At 72.7% G+C, this 16,828-nt stretch carries 15 protein-coding genes; 12 read left to right on the top strand and 3 right to left on the bottom strand.

The window, feature by feature from the left end:
* Positions 1–28 precede the first annotated feature (28 nt).
* The 11 genes from ACH01S_RS20885 to ACH01S_RS20835 are packed head-to-tail and all read left to right on the top strand — an operon-like array spanning position 29 to position 12,143.
* Positions 29–1,618, top strand: a complete 1,590-nt coding sequence (locus tag ACH01S_RS20885) for an ABC transporter substrate-binding protein (RefSeq protein WP_067893745.1) — start codon at positions 29–31, stop codon at positions 1,616–1,618.
* Between the two features lie 4 nt (positions 1,619–1,622).
* Entirely contained in the window at positions 1,623–2,579 is a 957-nt protein-coding gene (locus ACH01S_RS20880; RefSeq protein ID WP_067893744.1) for an ABC transporter permease, read from the top strand.
* On the top strand, positions 2,576–3,499 hold the full coding sequence (locus ACH01S_RS20875; RefSeq protein WP_083980927.1) for an ABC transporter permease: 924 nt from the start codon (positions 2,576–2,578) through the stop codon (positions 3,497–3,499). Before ACH01S_RS20880 ends, ACH01S_RS20875 begins: the two co-directional genes overlap by 4 nt.
* Positions 3,496–5,124 carry an ABC transporter ATP-binding protein gene (locus tag ACH01S_RS20870; protein ID WP_067893741.1) on the top strand — a complete coding sequence of 543 codons (1,629 nt, stop codon included), beginning with the start codon at positions 3,496–3,498 and terminating at the stop codon, positions 5,122–5,124. Before ACH01S_RS20875 ends, ACH01S_RS20870 begins: the two co-directional genes overlap by 4 nt.
* Complete coding sequence (locus tag ACH01S_RS20865) at positions 5,121–5,945, top strand: alpha/beta fold hydrolase (protein ID WP_067893738.1); 825 nt, start codon at positions 5,121–5,123, stop codon at positions 5,943–5,945. The genes ACH01S_RS20870 and ACH01S_RS20865 overlap by 4 nt, the downstream gene beginning before the upstream one ends.
* Positions 5,942–6,709, top strand: coding sequence for a VOC family protein (locus tag ACH01S_RS20860; protein WP_067893736.1), 768 nt, complete (start codon positions 5,942–5,944; stop codon positions 6,707–6,709). The genes ACH01S_RS20865 and ACH01S_RS20860 overlap by 4 nt, the downstream gene beginning before the upstream one ends.
* Positions 6,706–8,121, top strand: coding sequence for an amidase (locus ACH01S_RS20855; protein WP_067893734.1), 1,416 nt, complete (start codon positions 6,706–6,708; stop codon positions 8,119–8,121). Before ACH01S_RS20860 ends, ACH01S_RS20855 begins: the two co-directional genes overlap by 4 nt.
* Positions 8,122–8,150: 29 nt before the next feature.
* Positions 8,151–9,083: an NAD(P)-dependent oxidoreductase gene (locus ACH01S_RS20850; protein WP_067893732.1), complete on the top strand. Its 933-nt coding sequence runs from the start codon at positions 8,151–8,153 to the stop codon at positions 9,081–9,083.
* Positions 9,080–9,859 carry an SDR family NAD(P)-dependent oxidoreductase gene (locus ACH01S_RS20845; protein ID WP_067893730.1) on the top strand — a complete coding sequence of 260 codons (780 nt, stop codon included), beginning with the start codon at positions 9,080–9,082 and terminating at the stop codon, positions 9,857–9,859. The genes ACH01S_RS20850 and ACH01S_RS20845 overlap by 4 nt, the downstream gene beginning before the upstream one ends.
* Before the next feature lie 41 nt (positions 9,860–9,900).
* Entirely contained in the window at positions 9,901–11,187 is a 1,287-nt protein-coding gene (locus ACH01S_RS20840; protein WP_067893729.1) for an amidohydrolase family protein, read from the top strand.
* Between the two features lie 32 nt (positions 11,188–11,219).
* The gene (locus ACH01S_RS20835) at positions 11,220–12,143 is read left to right on the top strand and encodes a 2-hydroxyacid dehydrogenase (protein ID WP_083980923.1); all 924 of its coding nucleotides are present in this window, start codon (positions 11,220–11,222) and stop codon (positions 12,141–12,143) included.
* 121 nt (positions 12,144–12,264) lie between these two features.
* On the opposite strand, the gene ACH01S_RS20830 is transcribed toward ACH01S_RS20835, so the two are convergent.
* Positions 12,265–13,458 (bottom strand): hypothetical protein, encoded by a 1,194-nt coding sequence (locus tag ACH01S_RS20830; protein WP_148344065.1) that lies wholly within the window; start codon positions 13,456–13,458, stop codon positions 12,265–12,267.
* Positions 13,459–13,710: 252 nt separating this feature from the next.
* Between ACH01S_RS20830 and ACH01S_RS20825 the strand changes: the two genes are divergently transcribed.
* A complete protein-coding gene (locus ACH01S_RS20825) occupies positions 13,711–14,598 on the top strand; it encodes an ETX/MTX2 family pore-forming toxin (protein ID WP_067893725.1) in 888 nt (295 codons plus the stop codon).
* 70 nt (positions 14,599–14,668) lie between these two features.
* Here the strand turns inward: ACH01S_RS20825 and ACH01S_RS20820 are convergent, their stop codons facing one another.
* Together ACH01S_RS20820 and ACH01S_RS20815 are read right to left on the bottom strand one after the other, a co-directional pair.
* Positions 14,669–15,814 carry a thiolase family protein gene (locus ACH01S_RS20820; RefSeq protein WP_067893723.1) on the bottom strand — a complete coding sequence of 382 codons (1,146 nt, stop codon included), beginning with the start codon at positions 15,812–15,814 and terminating at the stop codon, positions 14,669–14,671.
* Between the two features lie 59 nt (positions 15,815–15,873).
* On the bottom strand, positions 15,874–16,815 hold the full coding sequence (locus tag ACH01S_RS20815; RefSeq protein WP_067893721.1) for a cyclase family protein: 942 nt from the start codon (positions 16,813–16,815) through the stop codon (positions 15,874–15,876).
* Positions 16,816–16,828 lie beyond the last annotated feature (13 nt).

The raw sequence follows: 16,828 nt of genomic DNA, 5'->3' as shown, positions 1-16,828 counted from the left end.
CCGCGGCACTGGCACAGGCAAGGGCCCGGTGTACGGGCGCCGCGACGTCCTCGGCCTCGGCGCCCTGGGCGGGGCCGCGCTCGCGCTCGGCCCCCTCCTGTCCGCGTGCGAGAGCGGCGCGGCGTCGACGGCGCGGACGCCGGTCCGCGGCGGGCTGCTGCGCATCGCGGGAGCGGGCGTCCAGTCCGAGACGAAGAACGTCTTCAACACCAACTCGCCGCAGGAGATCACCCGCAACCGGCACCTGTTCGACTGGCTCGGCTACATGGAGGGCGGCAAGCCCGTCCCCTACATCGTCGAGGCGATCGAGCCCGCCGCGGACGTCAGCAGGTGGCGCCTGAAGATCCGCAAGGAGGCGCGTTTCGCCGACGGCTCCCCCGTCACCGCGGACGACGTGCTGTTCTCCCTGCACTCGGCCAGCGACCCGAAGATCGGCGGCGGGCTGCTGAGCGCCGCCGCGGCGTCCATCGACTTCAAGGCGTCCCGGACGGTGGGCACGGACGTCGTGGAGCTGCGCCTCACCGACCCGCTCGCCGACATGGACACGCAGCTCTACGCGGGCAAGGTCTACGTCATCAAGAAGGACTCGCGCCTCGCGGCGCCGGAGAGCTTCACGGTCGACCGGGTCGTCGGCTCCGGCCCGTACAAGCTCACCGACCTGAAGGTGGGCCAGTCGGCCAAGCTCACCCTGAACAAGGACTACTGGGGCGGCGCGCTCCTCGGCGGCGGCCCGTACCTCGGCGAGATCGAGGTGTTCAACATCCCCGACCCGACGGCGCGGCTCAACGCGCTCATCGGCGGGCAGGCCGACCTCGCGGCGAAGCTCGACTACGCCGGGACGAAGGTGAACGCCTCGAACTCCGCCTTCTCGTTCGCCAAGACCGACCGCGTCTACGCGAACGAGGGCTGCTTCATCATGAACGCGCGGCAGAAGCCGTTCGACGACCCGCGCGTCCGGCTCGCGTTCAAGCTGGCCTGCGACCGGCAGGCGCTCGTCCAGGGCGCGCTCCTCGGCTTCGGCTCCCCGGCCAACGACCTCCAGGGGGTCGGGTTCCCGGACTACTACGGCGACGAGCTGCCGCAGCGCGCGCACGATCCGGCGCAGGCCGAGGCGCTGCTGCGGCAGGCGGGCGTCACCGGCGAGACCGTCGAGATCTCGGTGTTCCCCGGCGTCGGGACGGCCGCGGCCGCGCAGATCTACGCCGAGCAGTTGGGCAAGGTGGGGATGAAAGCGCGGGTCCGCGAGATCACGCCGCCCGAGCTGTTCAAGAACTTCCCGACGTTCAGCAACATCCAGGTCCTCGCGGTGGCGGTCCCGGGGAACCAGCCGTTCGCGACGTCGGTGGCGCCGCGGTCGCTCGTGTCGAAGTCGACGTTCAACGTCTCGGGCTGGCTGAAGCCCGACTGGGACCGCCGCCTGCTGCGCGCCCGCGCCACCACCGACCAGGCCAAGCGCAAGAGCCTGATGCTCGGGCTCCAGAAGGAGTTCTGGGACGACAGCGGCTGGATCGTCTGGGGCTACCAGACGATCGTCAACGGGACGGCGTCGTCCGTGCGCGGCGTCCGGCTCGACGGCGTCGAGGACGCGCCGAGCGTGCGCCGCGCCTGGAAGGCCTAGCGGGATGGGCGTCGCGCGCTTCCTGCTCCGCCGGATCCTCGGCGGCCTGGCGATCCTGCCGCCGCTGTCGGTCCTCGTGTTCGCCGCGATCGAGGTGCTGCCCGGGGACGCCGCGGTCTACGCGCTCGCCGGTCAGAACCCGTCCCCGGAACTGCTGGCCCAGACCCGGCACCGGCTCGGTTTGGATCGTTCCGCGCCGGACCGGTACCTCGACTGGCTGGCCGGGCTCCCGCACGGGGACCTCGGCCGGTCGGCCATCAACGGGCAGTCGGTGTCGGCCGTGATCGAGGGCCGGATCGGGAACACGGTGGTCCTCGGGGTGCTGGTCGTCCTGCTGATGGTGCCCCTGGCGCTCGGGATCGGGGCGTTCGCCGGGACGCGGGAGGGCCGCGCGGGCGACCGCGTCCTGTCGCTGGTGACGCTGTGCCTCGTCGCCGTCCCCGAGTTCGTGCTGGCCGCCGCGCTGATCGTCGTGTTCGCGTTCGCGCTGGACGTGCTCCCGGCGACGTCGATCTTCCCGGTGGAGGACTCGCCGCTGGCGCACCCGACCGTCCTCGTCCTGCCGGTGACGACGCTGGCGCTCGTCGCGGCGAGCGGCGCGGCGCGGCAGGTGCGGGTGGGCGTCGCGGACGTCATGCGGTCCCGGTACGTGGAGACGGCGCGGCTGAAGGGCCTGCCGGAGCGGCGGGTCGTGCTGCGGCACGTGATCCCGAACGCGGTCGGCCCGTCGCTCCAGGTCCTGGCCGGCAGCGTCGGCGTCGTGATCGGCGGGTCGGTGATCGTCGAGACCGTGTTCTCCTACCCGGGGCTCGGCTCGGCCCTCGCCGCGGCCGTCACGACCCGGGACTTCGCCCTGGTCGAGGGCATCGTGATGCTCCTCGCGGCGGCGCTGGTCGTCGCCTACACCGCCGCCGACCTGGCGGTCACCCTGCTCACTCCGAAGTTGCGGACGGCCCTGTGAAAACGATCATCGAACCCGGCCCGGGCGACCGCCCGGCGACGCCCGTGCCAGGGCCCGGCGCGGACCTCGCGGCCGATCTCGGCGGGGTCCCGGCGCGGCGGCGGTTCGCGTCCGCCGTGCCGCGGGTCAGCGGCTGCGCCGTGCTCGCCCTCGTGGCGTTCACGCAGGTGGCGCCGTGGCTGGCGCCGCACTCGGTGCGGGAGGTGATCGGCGTGCCGTACGCCGAGCCCGGCCAGGTCGGCGTGCTCGGCACCGACTACCTCGGCCGCGACCTGCTGAGCCGCCTCCTCGCGGGCGGACGCTCGCTGGTGCTGCTCGCCGGGGCCTGCACGATCGCGGCGGGCGTCCTCGGGACGGCGCTCGGGCTGCTGCTCGGCTACGTCCGGGGCGTGGCGGCGGCCGTCCTGAACCGGGTCGTCGACCTGTTCCTCATCCTGCCGCCGCTGGTGGTGCTGCTGGTGCTCACGTCGGGTTCGTCGCGCGGGACGACGATCCTCATCCCGACGATCATGATCTCGGCGTCGCCGTACGTCGCGCGGATCGTCCGGACGGCGACGCTCGGCGTCGTGCGCAGCCCGTTCGTCGAGGCGGCCGTCCTGCGCGGGGAGCCCCGGCGGGCGATCCTCGTCCGGGAGATCCTGCCGAACATCGCCGGACCGGTGCTCGCGATCACCGGCCTGCTGCTGATCTATTCGATCTTCGTGATCGCGTCGGCGGGCTTCCTCGGCGTCGGCACCCAGCCGCCGGCGGCGGACTGGGCGCTCATGATCAAGGAGAACATGCCGGGCGTGACGCTGAACGCGTGGCCGGTGGCCTTCCCGGCGCTCGCGATCATCGTGCTCGCCGTGTCGGTGAACATCTTCTCCGACGGCCTCCACCGGCGCATCGCCGGTGGCCGAGCGGGACGGGACGGCGCGTGAACCCCCTCGCCGAAGTCGAAGCCCTCACCGTCGAGGACCACGCGGGCCGGACGGTCCTCGACGACGTCTCCCTCACCGTCGCCGCGGGCGAGGCGGTCGGCGTCGTCGGCGAGTCCGGCTCGGGGAAGACGACCACCGCGCTGACGCTCCTCGGCTGGGTGCGGCACGGGCTCCGGGTCGTCTCGGGCCGGGTGCGGGTCGCCGGCACCGACCTCGTCGGACGGCCGGAGCGGGAGATCCGCGCGGCGCGCGGGCGGCTCGTCGGGTACGTCCCGCAGAGCCCGGCGTCCGCGCTGAGCCCGCTGATGCGGGTGGGCGACCAGATCGCCGAGACCCTCACCCACCTCCCCGCGGACGAGCGCGCCGCGCGCGTCGCCGAGACGCTCGAACTCGTCGAGTTGCCGGGCGAGGAGGAGTTCCGGCGCAAGTTCCCGCACCAGCTGTCCGGCGGGCAGCAGCAGCGGCTGTGCCTGGCGGTCGCGCTCGCGAACCGTCCGCGGGTGCTCGTCCTGGACGAGCCCACCACCGGCCTGGACGTGATCACGCAGGCGGCCGTCCTCGCCCAGGTCGACCGGATCCGCCGGGACCTCGGGGTCGGCGTGCTCCTGGTGTCGCACGACCTCGCGCTCGTCGCCGCGCACACCGACCGCGTCGTCATGATGTACCGGGGGCGCGTGGTCGAGGAGGGGCCGAGCCGGAGCATGCTCGCCCGGCCGGCGCACGAGTACACCCGCGGGCTCGTCGCGGCGGTCGTCGACCACCGGGCGCGCCGCGCCGCCGCCGAGGCGCCGTCCGGCGGCGCGGCGCCGCTGCTGGCCGTCAAGGACCTCACCGCCGTCCACCGGGTGAAGGGGCGCGAGGTGGTCGCGGCGGACGGCGTCTCGTTCGAGGTCCGCGCGGGCGAGTGCCTGGCGGTCGTCGGGCAGTCCGGCTCGGGCAAGACGACGATCGCCCGCGCCGTGGCCGGCCTGCACCGCGCGGACGCCGGGACGATCCTCCTCGACGGCTCGCCCCTCCCGCCCACCGCCCACGCGCGCGGCCGCGACCAGCTCCGCCGGATCCAGCTCGTCTTCCAGGACCCCTTCGCGTCGCTGAACCCGCGCCGCACCGTCGGGGACTCGGTCGGGCGGCCGCTGCGCGTCCTGCGCGGGATGTCCCGGAGCGAGGCCCGCGCCGAGGTGGCGCGGCTGCTCGACCGGGTCCGGATCCGCGCGGACGCCGCCGCCGCGTACCCGGGCGAGCTGTCGGGCGGCGAATGCCAGCGCGTCGCGATCGCCCGCGGCCTCGCGTCCGCGCCCGACCTGCTCGTGTGCGACGAGATCACGTCCGCGCTGGACGTCTCGGTCCAGGCCGCGGTGCTCGAACTGATCAACGAGCTGCGCCGCGACCTCGGCCTCGCGCTGCTGTTCATCTCGCACGACCTCGGCGCGGTCAGCGTCGTCGCCGACACGATCATGGTTGTCGAGCGGGGCCGGTGCCGCGAGTACGGACCGGCCGCCGAGGTGCTGCACACGCCTCGGGACGCCTACACGCGCCGCCTGGTCGAGGCCGCGCCCTCCCTGTCCGACGCCCTGGTCGCGTCCGCCCCCACGGGGTCGGACGACGGATTGGAGACCGCGCCGTGAGCACCCTTCCGAACGTCCGCACCGCGCGGGTGACGCTGCCGGACGGATGCCCGCTGCACGTCGAGCGTCGCGGGTCGGGCCCGCCCGTCCTGCTGCTGCACGCCGGGGCCGAGGACGTGACCGGCTGGGGCCCGCAGGCCGACGCCCTCGCGTCGGCCGGGTACGAGGCGATCGGCTACGACCGGCGCGGCACCGGCCGCAGCGGCCGGACGGGCTGGCCGGGCGACGGCGCGCCGGGCCACGCCCGCGACGCCGTCGCGCTGCTCGCGGCGCTGGACCTGGCGGAGGTGATCGTCCTCGGGGTGAGCTCGGGCGCGATGGTCGCGCTGGAGCTGGCGCTGCGCGCGCCGGAGTCGGTCGTCCGCGCCCACGTGCACGAGCCGCCGGCGTTCCGCCACGTCGGCTCCGGGACGGCCGAGTTCGAACGCCTCGACGGCACCGTCCGGCGCGCCCTCGCCGCCGCTCCCGGCGACCACGCCGGCGCCTACGCCGCGCTGATGGAGGCGGTGAACGGCGCGGGCTTCGTCGACCGCATGGACCCGGCCCGCTGGGCGATGGAGGCGCGGAACGCGGAGGCGTTCGTCCGCGACGACCTGCCGCTCATCGCGCTGCGCCGGTTCTCGCGCGACGAGCTCGTCCGGCTCGCGCCGCTGGTCCGGTTGACGGCCGGAGCGGAGAGCCCGCCCTTCCTGCGCGACGCGGTGGACGCGTTGCGGGCGGCCGGCGGCTGGACCGCCCGGGTGCTGCCCGGCCAGGGCCACACGCCGCACCTCAGCGACCCCGAGGTCTTCGTCGGCCTCCTGACCGGGGAGGACCGATGACCGGGCCCGAGTTCGACCATCTGATGATCGCCGTCGCCGACCTGGACGCCGCGGCGGAGCGGTACCGGGGCCTCGGCTTCGAGGTCCGGCCCGGCGGCCGGCACCGCGCCCTCGGCACCGAGAACGCGATCATCCCGTTCCGCGCCGGGCGCTACATCGAGCTGATCGGCATGCGCGACGCGGACGCGGCGCGGCGGCGCCTCAACGAGGGCGACCGGTTCGCGGCGCTCGTGGACGCCCACGACGAACTCCCGATGATCTTCGTGCTGCGCGCCGGGGACCTCGCGGACGTCCGGGCGCGGCTCGCGTCGGCGGGCATCGCCACGGGCGGGCCCGACCTGCTGGCCCGCGACGAGCCGTCCGGCCGGACCGTGTCGTGCTCGATCCTCCAGCCGGGCGCCGGGCCGTGGCGGCGCGGCTTCCCCTCGTTCATCGACTGGGGGGACTCGGCCCATCCGGCGGCGGTGCCGGGCGTCCACCCGAACGGCGCGACGGACCTCACCGGGCTCGACGTGCTCGTCCCCGAGGTGGAGCCGCACGTCCGCCACTACCGCGCGCTCGGATTCGGCTCGGACGCGGACGGCGCGGTGGACCTCGACGGTTTCGACCTGCGGTTCTGCCGGCCGTCGCCGGACGCCGCCGACGCGCTGGCCGCGCACGGGGCGGGCGTCACGGCGGTGCGCCTGGCCGGGGACGGAACCCTCGCCGTCGGCCCGGCCGACGACCGCCCGTTCTCGCTCAGTGTGGACCGGACGGCCCGATGAACCAGTCCTCTGACCGGCTCGCGGTCCCGCCCGACGCGATCTGCCGGATGTCCGCCCGCGAACTGCACGCCGCGTACGCGGCGCGGGAGCTGTCGCCCGTCGAGGTGCTGGACGCGGTGCTCAGCCGGGCCGAACAGGTCGATCCCGCCCTCTCGGCGCTGTACTGGCGCTTCGACGAGTCCGCGCGCGCCGCCGCCGTCGCCGCGGAGCGCCGCTGGCTGCGCGGCGCGCCGCTCGGCCGCCTCGACGGCCTGCCCGTCACCGCCAAGGACAACATGGACGTGCCCGGCGCGCCCACCTACCTCGGCTCGCGGACGAACCTGTTCACGCGCCGTCCCACCGCGACGGACCCGCTGGTCGCCGCGTTCCTCGACCGCGGCGCCGTGCTGTTCGCCAAGTCGACCATGGTGGAGACCGGCCTGTTCTCCGGGAGCTTCAGCGCTCTGTACGGGCCGGTGCGCAACCCGTGGAACCTGGCGAAGAGCGCGGGCGGGTCGACCTCCGGCGGGGCTGCGGCGACGGCGGCGCGCATCGGGCCCGTCCACCTCGGCACCGACGGCGGCGGGTCGCTGCGGTCGCCCGCGGCGAGCTGCGGGTGCGTCGCGCTGAAGGCCACCGCGCACTCCGGGCCGTTCGGGCATCCGCCGGGCGACGTCCCCGCGTCGAGCGGCGTGCGCGGGTTCCTCACCCGGGACGCCGACGACCAGACCTTCGTGCTCGGCGAGTTCGGCGAACCGGTGACGGAACCCCGGCCCGTCGAGGACCTGCGCGTCGGGTACCTCCCGGCGCCGACCGCCGACCCGGGCGTCGGCGACGTCCATCCCATCGTGCGGGCGGCGGTGGAGGCGGCCCTCGACCGGCTGGACGGGACGGTCCGCCTGGAGGAGGTCCCGGAGCCGCTCTTCGAGGGCCCGATGTGGGAGGCGGCCGTCACCGCGGCGTTCGCGGGCGTCGCGCGGTCGCTGGACGCCGGGCCGCCGGAACTCGCCGGACGCCTGCATCCGGTCGTCGGGGAGACGGTCGCGCGGGCGCGCGCCGCCGGGTCCGCGGACCGGGCCGGGGAGGAGGTCCGCCGCCTGGCGGCGATCCACGGCCGCCGCCTCGCGTCCGCGTTCGAGCGGTACGACCTGCTGGTCCTCGCGTGCAACTACTACCCGTCCTTCGACGCCGAGCTGCCCTGGCACGACGAGTGCGCGCTGATCGAGCCGCTCGGCTACGGGTGGACGTCCGGGGCGTGCCCGCACATCGGCTGGGCGGACGGCGGCCCGCCCAGCGTCAGCGTCCCCTGCGGCCTGGATCCCGACGGCGTGCCGATCGGCCTGCTGATCGCCGGACGCCCGGGCGCGGACGCCGACGTCCTCCGGGCGGCCCGCCGATTCGAGGAAGTCCTGACATTCACCGCTCTCTTCTGACAACAGCTCCATCTGGAAAGGGATTCTCCGTGCGGAAACTGCAGCAGCGCGTCGGGCAGGTCGGCCTGGGCTCGATCGGCCGGATCTACGCGAGGCACCTCGTCGACGCCGCGGGCGACGTCCAGGTCTTCGACCTCGACCGGGCGCGCGTCGAGGCGGCCGAGCGGGACGGCGCGACCGGCGCCGCCAGCGCCCGCGAGCTGGCCGCCGCGAGCGAGGTCATCGTCGTCTCGCTGCCCAACCCGCCCGCCGTCGAGAGCGCGTTCCTCGCCCCGGACGGGATCCTCGCGGGCGCCGAGCCGGGGACGGTCGTCCTCGACCTGAGCACCGTGTCGCCGGACACCAGCCGCCGGATGCACGCGGCGGCGGCCGAGCGCGGCGTCGGCTACCTCGACGCGCCGGTCAGCGGCGGCGCGCCGATGAACGGCGGCGTCGAGGGCGCCGCCGCGCGGACGATCACCTTCATGGTCGGCGGCGACGCCGCCGCCTACGCCAAGGCCGAGCCGGTCATGGCCGCGCTCGGCACGGTGCGGTTCCACATCGGCCCGCCCGGCAGCGGCAGCGCGATCAAGCTCATCAGCAACCTGCTGTCGGGCGTCTACGCGCTCGCCACGGCGGAGGCGTTCGCGCTCGGCGCGGCCGTCGGGCTCTCGCCCGAACGGCTGGTGGAGGTGTTCCAGCAGACCGACGCCAAGTCCTACTTCATGACGGACTACCTGGTGCCGCGCCTGCTGCGCGGCGACCTCGACCCGGGCTTCAGCGTGGCGCTCCAGCTCAAGGACCACCGGCTCGCGGCCGAGCTCGGGCACGAGCACCGCGTCCCGCTGTTCCTCAACCAGCAGGCGATCCAGCTCTACGAGCTGATGGTGGCGCGGGGGCGCGCCGACCGCGACGTCACCGACGCGCTCCCGTTCTTCGCCGAGCAGGCCGGTCATCCGCTCCCCGCGGCGGCGTCGTCGTGACGGGCACGAAACGGCTGGACGGACGCCGCGCGCTCGTCACGGGCGGCGCCGGCGGGGCGGGCGCGGCGAGCGTCCGCCGGTTCGCGGCGGAGGGCGCGCGTGTCGTCTTCGCGGACGTCGACGTCCCCGCCGGCCGGGCGCTTGAGGCCGAGCTCGGGGCGGCGGGCGGGCGGGCCTGCTTCGTCGAGACCGACGTCTCCCGCGCGGACGACGTGCGGCGGTGCGTCGAGACCGCCGTCCAACGGCTCGGCGGCGGCGTCGACATCCTGTTCAACCACGCCGGGACGGTGCTGGTCGAGCGCCTGGTCGACACGTCCGAGGACGACTGGAACCGGCTCCTGGCGGTCAACGTCACGAGCATGTTCCTGATGTGCCGCGAGGTGCTGCCGCACATGATGCGGGCGCGGCGCGGCGTCGTCCTGAACACGTCGTCGATCTCGGGGCTCACCGCGTCGCCCTTCGAGAGCGCCTACTGCGCCACCAAGGGCGCCGTTCTGCAGCTCACGCGCGCCATCGCCGTCGAGTACCGCGAGTACGGGATCCGCGCGAACGCCCTCTGCCCCGGCTTCATCGGCACGCCGCACGGGCGGCGCGAGATCGCCGAGCTCACCGCCCGCGGCGCGGCGGGCGTCGAGGCCGACATCGCCGCCCGCCAGGGCCGCCTCTGCACCCCCGACGAGATCGCGGCGGCGGCCCTGGCCCTGGTCAGCGACGACACCGCCTTCGTCAACGGCGCCGCACTGGTGGCCGACAACGGCTGGACGGCCCTGACATGACCGCCCACGGCCCTCATCGCGGCCCGGAGAGGAAGACGACCATGGGTTCGATCGACGTCCTCATCAAAGACGTCAGGATCATCGCCTGCGACGCCGACGACACGGTCATCGAGCGGGGTTACCTGACCGTTCGCGAAGGGAGGATCGACGCCTTCGGGCCCATGGACGGCACGGTTCCGGCCCACGCGTCCGAGGTGCTCGACGGCACCGGCCTGAGCGTCCTTCCCGGCCTGGTGAACTCGCACATGCATTTCCACTACCGGCGCCTCGGCGGCCCGGTCGGCCCGAACATTCTCGGGCCCGTCGCCCTCGACGCCCTGAAGTCGACGCGCACCGCCTTCAACCTCCTCCGCGAGGGTGTCACCAGCGTCCGGGACGTCGGCCACAACGACGACTCCCGGCTCCACGTCCGCGACGCGATCCGCGACGGCGTCATCGTCGGCCCGCGCGCGACCGTCTCCGGCGCGGCGATCGGGATGTCGTACGGCCACGCGTACTTCGTCGCCGAGAGCGTCGCGTCCCTGGACGGCCTGGTCGAGACGATCCGCAGGCAGGCGCACGAGGGCGCCGACCTCATCAAGATCATCGCTAGCAACGAGGACCTGCCGAACCCGCCCGGCGACGAACTGACGGTGCCCTGGTTCTCGGCGAAGGCCGTCCAGGTGGCGGTGGAGACGGCGCACGAATGCGGCCTGCCGATCGCCGCCCACGCGAACGGGGCGCGCGCTTTGGAACGGTGCATCGAGGCCGGGGTCGACACGATCGAGCACGGGATCCACCTGTCCGCGGACCACGCGTCCGCCATGGCCGAGCGGGGCATCGCCCTCGTCCCGACGCTGTCGGGCTTCTTCGAGAACAGCCGCGAGTTCTGGGGACGGTCCTGGCAACCGCGCTACGCGGCGCTGTGGAACGTCCACCGGGAGACGATCGGGAACGCCGTCGACGCGGGCGTCCTGATCGGCACCGGGACGGACACCCTCGGCACCGTCGCGCAGGAGGCGTGGCTGCTGCACAAGTACGGCGGAGCGTCCCGCGCCGCCGCGCTGGCCGCCGCGACGCGCAACGGCGCGCGGATCGTCCGGCAGGGAGCCGACATCGGGACGCTCGCCCCGGGGAACCGCGCCGACCTCGTCCTGGTCGAGGGCGCCCCCGACCGCGACCTGCTCGACCTCGGCCGCACGCGCCACACCTTCCTCGCCGGCCGCCGCTTCACCCGCGAGGAACTGGCCAAGCTGATCCCCGCCCACCGCTTCTTCGTGGACGAACTCGACGGCCCGGACGCCCTGCCCCGCTCCGGCGGAGTCGCCGCGCAGGGCCCCTGCGGCTGACGTCCTCGCGGTCACCGAGCGGAGAACCCCGAATGCGAGTACTGCTGCACTACGACATGGACCACGCCGAACCGGGCCTGGACATCGTGAGCTGCTCCGAGCAGGACGACGACCGCTTCACCGCGCTCCTGCCGGACACCGAGGTGATCTGGCACGTCCTGCGTCCCCTCGGAGCGGCCGACATGGACCGGGCGCCGCGGCTGCGGCTCATCCAGAAACTGGGCACCGGCGTGAACACCATCGACCTGGACGCCGCCGCCGAGCGCGGCATCGCCGTGGCGAACATGCCGGGCCGCAACGCGCAGGCCGTCGCGGAGACGAGCCTGCTGCTGATGCTCGCCGCGCTCCGCAAGATGGTCGCGTTCGACGCGCGGACGCGGCGCGGCGAGGGCTGGCCCGCCGACCGCGCCCTGGTCGGCGGCGAGCTCCGCGGCCGGACGGTCGGCCTGCTCGGCGCCGGGGAGATCGCGGGCCTGCTGCGCGGCATGCTGGAGGCGATCGGCGCCAGGGTCGTCTACACGTCCCGCCGCCGGCGCCGCGACGACCCGTCCTGGATGCCCTTGGACGACCTGCTCCGGACGAGCGACATCGTGTCCGTGCACATCCCGCTGACCGAAGGGACCCACCATCTCCTGAACGCCGACCGGCTGGCCCTCCTCCCGCCCGGCGCGATCGTGGTGAACACCGCTCGCGGCGCGGTGATAGATGAGTCGGCGCTCGCGGCGGCCCTGAAATCCGGCCGTCTGGCAGGCGCGGGCCTGGACGTGTTCGAAACAGAACCGCTGGAGGAGGCCAATCCGCTGCTCGCCCTCGAAAACGTCGTCGTCATGCCGCACGTGGCCTGGCTGACCCGAGAGACCTGGGCCCGCTATTTCGCGGTGGCGGCGGAGAACTGCCGCCGCCTGTCCCGGGGAGAGCCCCTCCTCCACCCCCTCGTCCAGCCCTCGTCGTCCTGAGAGGCGGGCTTCAATGCGGCTGACAGTGCTCTCGCCGCGATCAGTACCACTCCGGGAGTCGTTCTCTGTGCGCGGAGCACGGCTTCCGGAGTGGCGTGATCACTTGTCGTGGTGCGGATCCTCAGCCGCGCGACGTCGTGACGACGAGGGTGCGCAGGCCGGGATTGCCCTGTTGCACGCTGTTCCAGGTCCCGACCGCAGTGACGTTGCCAGGTGCGACCGCGGCGACGCCGGCCAGGGTGGTGGAGTTCGAGCCGTTCGGGTTGCTCGGACTGGGCACGATGCTCCAGGCGCTGCCGTTCCAGTGCTCGATCAGCGACTGGTTGACGCCGTCGGTACCGCCGGTGGCCGCGCCCACCGCGTACACGTCACGCGAGGACAGCGCGGTGACGCCGCTGAGGAAATTGGCGTTGACGCTGTTGCCGACGTTCGGCACCGGCACCTTGCTCCACGCCGTACCGTTCCAGTGCAGCGCGAGATTGTGCGACTCTCCCCCGTTGTCGCCGAGTGACGTGCCCACGGCCCAGACGTCGTTGGAGGACACGGCGTGCACCGCTTCCAGAGAACTCTGCCCGATGGGCAGCGTCGGCAGGACGGACCACTGGGTGCCGTTCCAGTGCAGGATCAGTTCGTCGGTGTTGCCACTGTGTGAATCGACGTCGGAGCCGACGGCCCATACGTCGTTCGCGGACACCGCCGAGATCGCCCTGACGAAATTCACTCCGTTCGGCACGTTCGGCACCGAAACGACGCTCCACGCCGTGCCGTTCCAGTGCTCGAACAGCGGAAGGATCTGAGTGGGGGTCGAGAAATAGCCCGTCGCCCACACGTCATCGGCCGACACCGCGGCCACGCCGGTCAGCCGGTCGCCCTGCGTGCCCGGGTTCGGGCTCGGCACGATCGACCACGCGGCGCCGTTCCAGTGCTCGATCAGCGTGGCGCTCTTCTCGACGGACAGGTTGGAGTTCTGGACGCCGACCGCCCAGACGTCCTTCGACGACACGGCCGCGACGGCGGCGAACTGGCTTCCCGAGGTGCCGTCCGGAGACGGCGTCGCCGACCAGCGCGTCCCGTTCCAGTGCTCCGCCAAGGTGTGTTCGGTGGTGTCGGGCTTCGAGACGTAACCGACCGCCCACCCGTCCCGCGGCGTGATGCTCGCCGTCGAGGACAGGAGGTCGTTGGAGACCGGCGCCGTGGCGGTGTCGACGCTGGGCACCACCCGGAAGATCGAGGCGCTCGCGTCCGCTCCGGCGGTACTCGCCAGAACCAGGCCCGCGACGGCCAGTGCCAGTAAAGGAATCGTTCTTTTCCGCATGCTGTCCCCTCAAAGGATCGGCCTAGGACGATCGTGTCCACCAAGAGATACGACGAGGGGTTACACAGCGGATTCCCCACCCACATCACACCTCAGGCGCCGAGCGTCATAGCGAGACCAAGCAGCCCGCACACACCACGCCCCGCGCCACCCGAACACGCCACGCCCGCCCCCTCGCCGCCGAGCACCGTTTAAACAGCACGGATGAGAGAAGGACACCTTCACCGGCGACCACCGAGGGGCGGAAAAGAAATGGACACATATCTACTGAGAATCCTGACCGACTACCAGAAGCTGATCGATCCCACCGACATCGCCGGGCCGCCCGAGGAGGTGGCGAGGGTGGAGTACGGGATCACGCGAGCACAGATCCTCGGTGACGTCACGCTCTCCCCGCCGGTGGTCACACCATCGACCGACAAAGATCAAATCTATTCGCAGCAGTACACGAACAATACGTCGGTCGAGCAGTCTCAGACTCTCAAGTTCACCAAGACGCTCACTCGCACGGTGACGACGACCAAGACGAAGTCATTCGAAGTGGGGACGGAGATCTCCTTCGAGGCCGGTCTCGAAGGATTGGGAAAAATGTCAGGAAAGGTCACCGTCAAAGCAGGCAAGAACACCACGAACACCGAAACAAATAGTGTGAGCGAGATGTGGGGCATCGACAACCCGATCAAGGTTCCCCCGCGGTCGACCGTGGAGGCAGTGGTATATGTCCAGGAGGGCGAGATCTCTGTGGACTATGAATGCCAGGCCCGCATCTACGAAGGCAAGTGCGAGACTCCGCAAATCAAGCTCCAAGAGGACCAGGACGTGGGCTTCAGGCTCGCGAGGCTCCTGGCGAAGTACCCGGATCGCAGAGCCTACTATGGCGCCGATCTGGGAAACGCAAGCACTCCGGACAGCCCTCGCTACCGGCTGAACGGAGAACAACTGGTCGGCCGGGCCAAGGGGACGTTCACCGCGAAAGCGGGGGTATCAGTGCATACCATCGTGAACCAGCTTGACCCAAACAAGGGTCGGGTGCTTTCGTCCTCCGCTCAACTCCCCTTCGAGGTAGGGCCCTTTCCTGAAAAGACGCCTCTCGCGATGGCGCAGGCGGCACTCTCCGAGCATCGCCACAGCTCCTCGTAGCCAGGAGCCGTTACCTAGGCGCGACCGGGACCGGTCCCGTAGTGGTGGCCGGGGACGCTGGGCCCCTTGCTCACGGGAGGAGTTCGTAGATCGTCGCGTTGGCCTGGCCGCCGCCTTCGCACATCGTCTGGAGTCCGAAGCGGATGCCGTTGTCGGCCATGTGGTGGATCAGCGTCGTGGCGATGCGTGCGCCCGAGCCGCCGAGCGGGTGGCCGAGCGCGATCGCGCCGCCGACGGGGTTGAGCGCCGGTTCGGGCACGGCGTATTCGGCCTGCCAGGCGAGCGGCACCGAGGCGAACGCCTCGTTCACCTCGAATGCCCCGATGTCGTCGAGCCGCAGGCCGGATTTCGCGAGTGCCTTCGCGGTCGCCGGGATCGGTCCGGTCAGCATGATGTTCGGATCGCTGCCCACCACGACCGCCGTGTGGACACGCGCGAGCGGCGTCCATCCGTGGGCGCCCGCGATGTCCGAGGTGGTGATCAGCAGGGCGGCGGCGCCGTCACTGATCTGGGAGCTGTTGCCGGCGCTGATGACGCCGTCCGCGAGGAAGGGCGTGCGCAGCTTGGCCAGTGCTTCGATCGAGCAGTCCGGGCGCACCCCCTCGTCGGACGTCACGAGCCCCTCGGCGGTCTCGATCGCCGCGATCTGCGCGTCGAAGGCCCCGCGGGCGGCGGCGGCCGCGGCGCGGTGGTGGGAGCGCTCGGCGTAGGCGTCGAGTTCGCCCCGGCCGAACGACCACTCGCGGGCGATCCGCTCGGCGCCGAGCCCCTGGTTGGGCTGCCCGTCCCCGTAGCGCTCGGCATACAGCTCGCCTAGCGGGGACTGGTCGCCGGACGCCGAGCCCATGGGGACTCGCGACATCGACTCGACCCCGCCCGCCACGACGACGTCGTAGTGCCCGGCGACGACGCCCGCCGCGGCGAAGTGGACGGCCTGCTGCGACGAGCCGCACTGCCGGTCGACCGTCGTCCCGGGAACGGACTCCGGCCACCCGGCCGACAGCGCCGCCGTCCGCGCGATGTCGAAGGTCTGCTCGCCCGCCTGGCTCACACAGCCCCAGACCACGTCGTCCACGATCGACGGGTCCAGGGACGCGCGCTCGGCGAGCGCCGAGAGCACTCGCGCGGACAGGTCCGCGGGATGGACGCCCGACAGCGCGCCCGCCCGCTTGCCGACGGGGGATCTGACGGCCGCCACGACGACAGCGTCTCGCATGGGTTCTCCTTGAACTCGCTGGCTCACTCGGACTCGGCCCGTCACTCGGACTCGGCCCCTCACTCGCTCCGGAACGGGAAGGCCCACGGGCGCAGCGGCGACCCGGTGGCGCCGCGCAGCCGCAGGCAGGCCGCGAAGAACCCGAACTCGTACACCTCCGCCGCCGCGAGCTCTTCCAGGTCGAGCACCTCGATCAGGGGCGCGCCCGCTTCGGCGAGCAGGTAGGTGTGCACCGGCGTGTAGTTGTCGGGGTCGGACGAGGGCCCCTGCTCGACGCACACCGTGTCGGAGCCGACGATCATCGCTCCCCGCTCGACCAGGTGCACCGCGGCGGCGCGGGTCAGGCCGGGCGGGTTCTCGCCCCAGGCGGCGGCGTCGGGCCACGCCCGCATGCGGCCCGTCCGGACGAGCGCGACGTCGCCGAGCTGCAGCTCGACGCCCTGCTTGGCCAGGCACTCGTCGACGTCCTCGGGAGTGATCCCGTACTGGTCGGGGAGCATGTCGACGCCGCGCAGCGCGGCGAAGTCGAGCAGGACGCCGCGGGCCACGATCGGCGGCATCTTGTCGGCGCCCGCGACGCGCCAGTGCCGCGTCCCGAGGTGCTCCCGCTCGGTGAAGTTGTTGTAGATGCGGCCGTTGTAGCCGTAGTGGTTGAGCGTGTCGATATGGGTGCCGGTGTGGGTGTACATCATCATCGCGTCGCCGGAGTAGCCGATGTACTCGGTCATCTCCCGCGAGATGCCGGGCAGCTCGTCGACGACCGTGCCGTGCGGCGTGTGCGTCATCCAGATCTGGTAGGCCGGGTCGCCGAGCAGCTGCCAGGACGGCATCCCGATGAAGTAGTCCACGGACAGGTCGAACATCCGGGTCGCGTCGACCCGGCTGACGACGGCGGCGCGGGACTCGGGCGTCATCAGGTTGAGGCGGCCGATCTCGTCCTCGGGCCCGTACGGGCTGGTGGCCACCTCGCGGTCGGCGCCGGACGCCGGGTTGTCGGACATGGGGGTCTCCTTC

The organism is Actinomadura chibensis NBRC 106107 (genome assembly GCF_001552135.1).
GTDB classification, from domain to species: Bacteria; Actinomycetota; Actinomycetes; order Streptosporangiales; family Streptosporangiaceae; genus Spirillospora; species Spirillospora chibensis.
Note: the sequence above shows the minus strand (reverse complement) of the source record. Positions and strands in the feature narration are given on the sequence as shown.

Excerpts from the sequence above, each read along its gene's own strand:
- ACH01S_RS20860 (WP_067893736.1), top strand. The coding sequence starts at position 5,942 with ATGACCGGGCCCGAGTTCGACCATCTGATGATCGCCGTCGCCGACCTG.
- ACH01S_RS20820 (WP_067893723.1), bottom strand. The coding sequence starts at position 15,814 with ATGCGAGACGCTGTCGTCGTGGCGGCCGTCAGATCCCCCGTCGGCAAG.
- ACH01S_RS20840 (WP_067893729.1), top strand. The coding sequence starts at position 9,901 with ATGGGTTCGATCGACGTCCTCATCAAAGACGTCAGGATCATCGCCTGC.
- ACH01S_RS20855 (WP_067893734.1), top strand. The coding sequence starts at position 6,706 with ATGAACCAGTCCTCTGACCGGCTCGCGGTCCCGCCCGACGCGATCTGC.
- ACH01S_RS20835 (WP_083980923.1), top strand. The coding sequence starts at position 11,220 with ATGCGAGTACTGCTGCACTACGACATGGACCACGCCGAACCGGGCCTG.
- ACH01S_RS20825 (WP_067893725.1), top strand. The coding sequence starts at position 13,711 with ATGGACACATATCTACTGAGAATCCTGACCGACTACCAGAAGCTGATC.
- ACH01S_RS20830 (WP_148344065.1), bottom strand. The coding sequence starts at position 13,458 with ATGCGGAAAAGAACGATTCCTTTACTGGCACTGGCCGTCGCGGGCCTG.
- ACH01S_RS20815 (WP_067893721.1), bottom strand. The coding sequence starts at position 16,815 with ATGTCCGACAACCCGGCGTCCGGCGCCGACCGCGAGGTGGCCACCAGC.
- ACH01S_RS20880 (WP_067893744.1), top strand. The coding sequence starts at position 1,623 with ATGGGCGTCGCGCGCTTCCTGCTCCGCCGGATCCTCGGCGGCCTGGCG.